This window comes from Flavobacteriales bacterium, from assembly GCA_013214975.1.
Classification (GTDB): domain Bacteria; phylum Bacteroidota; class Bacteroidia; order DT-38; family DT-38; genus DT-38.
Genome location: JABSPR010000213.1, coordinates 1 through 2,969, shown reverse-complemented (window position 1 = coordinate 2,969; position 2,969 = coordinate 1). Strand labels below are relative to the sequence as shown.

At 36.3% G+C, this 2,969-nt stretch carries 3 protein-coding genes; all 3 read left to right on the top strand.

The window, feature by feature from the left end; all coding sequences use genetic code 11:
• The coding region (locus HRT72_07295; protein ID NQY67510.1) for a hypothetical protein at window positions 1–655 on the top strand (655 nt) is incomplete at its 5' end.
• A gap of 38 nt (window positions 656–693) precedes the next feature.
• On the top strand, window positions 694–2,025 hold the full coding sequence (locus HRT72_07290) for an FAD-dependent oxidoreductase (protein ID NQY67509.1): 1,332 nt from the start codon (window positions 694–696) through the stop codon (window positions 2,023–2,025).
• A gap of 4 nt (window positions 2,026–2,029) precedes the next feature.
• On the top strand, window positions 2,030–2,969 hold a 940-nt coding region (locus HRT72_07285; protein ID NQY67508.1), incomplete at its 3' end, for a FeS-binding protein.

The following is a 2,969-nucleotide window of genomic DNA, read 5'->3' as shown; positions in this document are numbered from 1 at the left end:
GGCCAGTTTTCAGGTTGGAAAGCTTGATGAATCAATTTTTTATTCGGCATTGGCTATTAATAGCGAAATAGGGGATAGTGTTAGGTTAGAGATGGTTTATCTGAAAGCGAAATGCCTATTGTTGAAAGATGAAGATTTGAAAGCCGGCATGTTGCTCTTGTCGTTAGACACAAGTCAAATAGCCTATTTTAAGGATAAGAGATTGTTTTATGAAGCTATTCTAGCATATAGAAAAGGGGAGTTTATGGGATCCGAAGAGTTATTCAAGAAGCTTGTATTAAAAACGGATTATCAGAACTTAGAGTCATTAAGTAGAGATGCATATAAAGCAAATAAATACAAGAAGAAGTTTATTCCTTATTTAAATTATGTCTTCCCCGGACTGGCACAAACATATCTTGGTGATCCATTAGATGGTTTGAACTCTTTAGTTTTAGTTGGTTCTGTTTGGTTTTTGTATGCGCATGCATTTTCTATTTATGGACCGTTGGATGCAATATTGAGCGTTTACCCTTGGTTGCAACGATACTATCAAGGGAGTATTAAGAATGCGTCTAAAATGGGGCCGAGAAAAACGGAGAGGATACAAGCTGAGGTCCTTGATGAAATTCTTTCGATTGTAGAATCTTCGAAACAATCGATAATTAGAAATTAAGTATTGGGTTGTACCTTTACTGATCTTATTAGAATTCAGTGTCGGAACATGTCATAATCATAGGAAATGGAATTGCAGGTATTACTGCAGCTCGCCACATTCGAAAGAAATCGAATTGTGAGATAACTGTTGTTTCCAAAGAATCAAAACACTTTTATTCCCGTACTGCACTTATGTACATCTACATGGGGCACATGCGTTATGAAGACACCAAGCCATATGAAGACGGTTTCTGGAAGAAGAATAAGATTTCATTAATACAGGATTCGGTTCTTTCTATCGATACCGATGTTAAGCACCTTGTTTTAGATAAGTACAATTTTTTAAAGTACGATAAGCTTATTATTGCGTCAGGATCAAAGTCCAATAGCTTCGGATGGCCAGGTGAAGATTTAGACGGAGTTCAAGGTCTATACAATTTGCAAGACTTAGAATTAATGGAGAAGAAAACCGACGGTATTTCTTCTGCTGTGATAACTGGTGGTGGGTTAATTGGAGTGGAAATGGCCGAGATGCTTATCTCTAGAGGGATTAAAGTTACAATGCTGGTTCGAGAAAGTCATTTTTGGAATTGCGTACTTCCTGAGCAGGAAGCTAAAATGATATCAAAACACATAGCTAGTCATGTAGACGCACTGTGTCTTTCTACAAATTTAGAGTCTATTAACGGAGACGATAATGATAGAGTAAAATCTGTATCAACATCTCATCACGATGACCTTTCTTGTCAGTTTGTAGGATTGACAGTAGGAGTAAGTCCCAATATTGATTTTGTAAAAGACTCAAAAATTGATTGCGATCGTGGGGTTTTTGTGAATGAATTCTTAGAAACTAATATTAAGGATGTATACGCCATTGGTGATTGTGCGCAGTTTGTACATCATCCAACCGGAAGAAGAAAACTGGAACAAGTTTGGTATACCGGAAAAATCATGGGCGAAACATTGGCCGAAACGATTACTGGGACCAAGACTATGTACAATCCCGGAATATGGTATAATTCAGCAAAATTCTTTGATATAGAATATCAGACGTATGGGAACGTTCCAAATGAATTGATGGAAGGTCAGTCAGAATTCTATTGGGAGCATGAAGATGAAACGAAATGTATTCATGTTATTTATAACACAGAATCAAAAGCATTTTTGGGGATAAATACATTTGGTATTCGAATGCGTCATGCTGTTATGGATGCTTGGTTAGCAGAAGGTTTAATTATCGAGCAAGTAATAGCTCGTTTGTCGGAAGCGAATTTTGATCCGGAATTTTATACACGCCATGAAAGCAAAATCATAGAACAATTTAATAAAGAGAATGGGACTAATATTCAACCGCCTAAAAAAGGATGGTTTAGTTTCTTGAGTAAATAATAATATGAAAATTATTCAAAATATAGGTCTAGTTATCTTCTTAACAGGACTTGCTGTATTCTGTTCTCTAATGTTTTTTGGAAGCTATAACCTTTCGCAAGAATCGTTTGATGAACTGGTAAGTAGAAAGGGAATAAAGAGCGAGGTCTTTATTGAAAATATTGCGACCAATGTAATTGGTAAAGGCTATTCTGATCCGTTTTCTTTTTCCACAGAAATAACGAATGCATTAGATGAATCTAATGCTGGTTATAAAGCGAATAGTGAATGGGATAAGGTAATCTGGGACAAACCACATAGTCTGTCTTTTGAATTAATAAAAGAAGCTGGAGGTGGTATTGTTAAAGAGAATAAATGGACTTTCTGGTTTCTTACTTTCGGGCTAGGCATTATAGGTGCGTTACTATTTATTATCCCGGGAGTGTTAACCATGGGTTCTCCATCCATGAAAAATAACGACATATGGACAACGGCTGCTACCAACCGAGGATGGATAGGCTGGTTTGCTTTTGTGTTCTTAGTAGGGTTTTATCTGCTCCTTTATTTTAGACCCGATTACATATTAAGTTGGGTATATATAGTGGATCCAATTAGTATGAGCTTAAGTGGTAATCCCGCGAGCCAATGGTTTCTATATGGCTTTTTATATTGTACTGTAATGACTGTTATGGCAATTCGGATGTACATTAAATATCGTCATAACAAGTATCAGGTATTAAGAACAACTTCGGTATGGTTCTTTCAAATAGTATTCGCCTTTTTGATACCAGAAATATTAGTTCGATTCGAAAAGCCTTGGTACGACTTCAAAAATGCTTTTCCTTTAGATTACGATTTCTTTTTTAGTTGGAATTTAGATCAATTAATTGCGAGTGGAGGATTTGGTCTTTTCGTTCTTGTATGGGGCGTGATTTTAACGCTTATTATCGTACCAGTAATGGTTT